General features: G+C 51.0%; 1 protein-coding gene. It reads right to left on the bottom strand.

What is annotated here, in order from left to right:
* Positions 1-363: 363 nt before the first annotated feature.
* Positions 364-547, bottom strand: a 184-nt coding sequence (locus AC066S_RS39100; RefSeq protein ID WP_478271947.1) for a hypothetical protein, incomplete at its 5' end; no start/stop codon positions are given.

Here is a 547-nt window from a genome sequence, read left to right on the forward strand (position 1 = left end):
CGCCCAAGGTAAGCGGCGCCGGAAGGAGCGAAGCGAGTGGAGGGTAACAACAAATCCCACGACAATGACGAGCCATGGGATTTGTTGGCTTCCGCTTGACCGTAATGTTAGGCCCCGAATATTGGTTTTTGTGACGTTGCACAGTTTGTGTAAAGCTACGAAGGTGCCCCGACATCATGGAGTGCCTTCCGAGGCGTTCATCTTTGCTTGAATGAGCGCAACCAACTTGCCAGTAGCGGCCGCCATAGCCTGCGGATCTGATCTTATGAGCGTTTCAATGTGAGGCAGATTTTGCATCGAGCCAATTTTGAGTTTTGCGAATGGAGGAAACATGGCAAGTCCGCTTGAGCGCCCGGTTAGATATCACTTGTTGAGCTTCGTGAGAAAAATTTTGATTTGATTATTGAGCGCCTCCAGTTGCTCTGCAACGGGATGGATAGGTGGCGACGAACGTAGATAAGGCCGCATGTCGACTGACGTTCTCTCTGCAACAAGGCGATCATCGAATTCATAGTCTGCGGAGACGGTGAATTGCAGAGGGCAAAGC

It is taken from the genome of Bradyrhizobium sp. CFUWI, assembly GCF_056429085.1.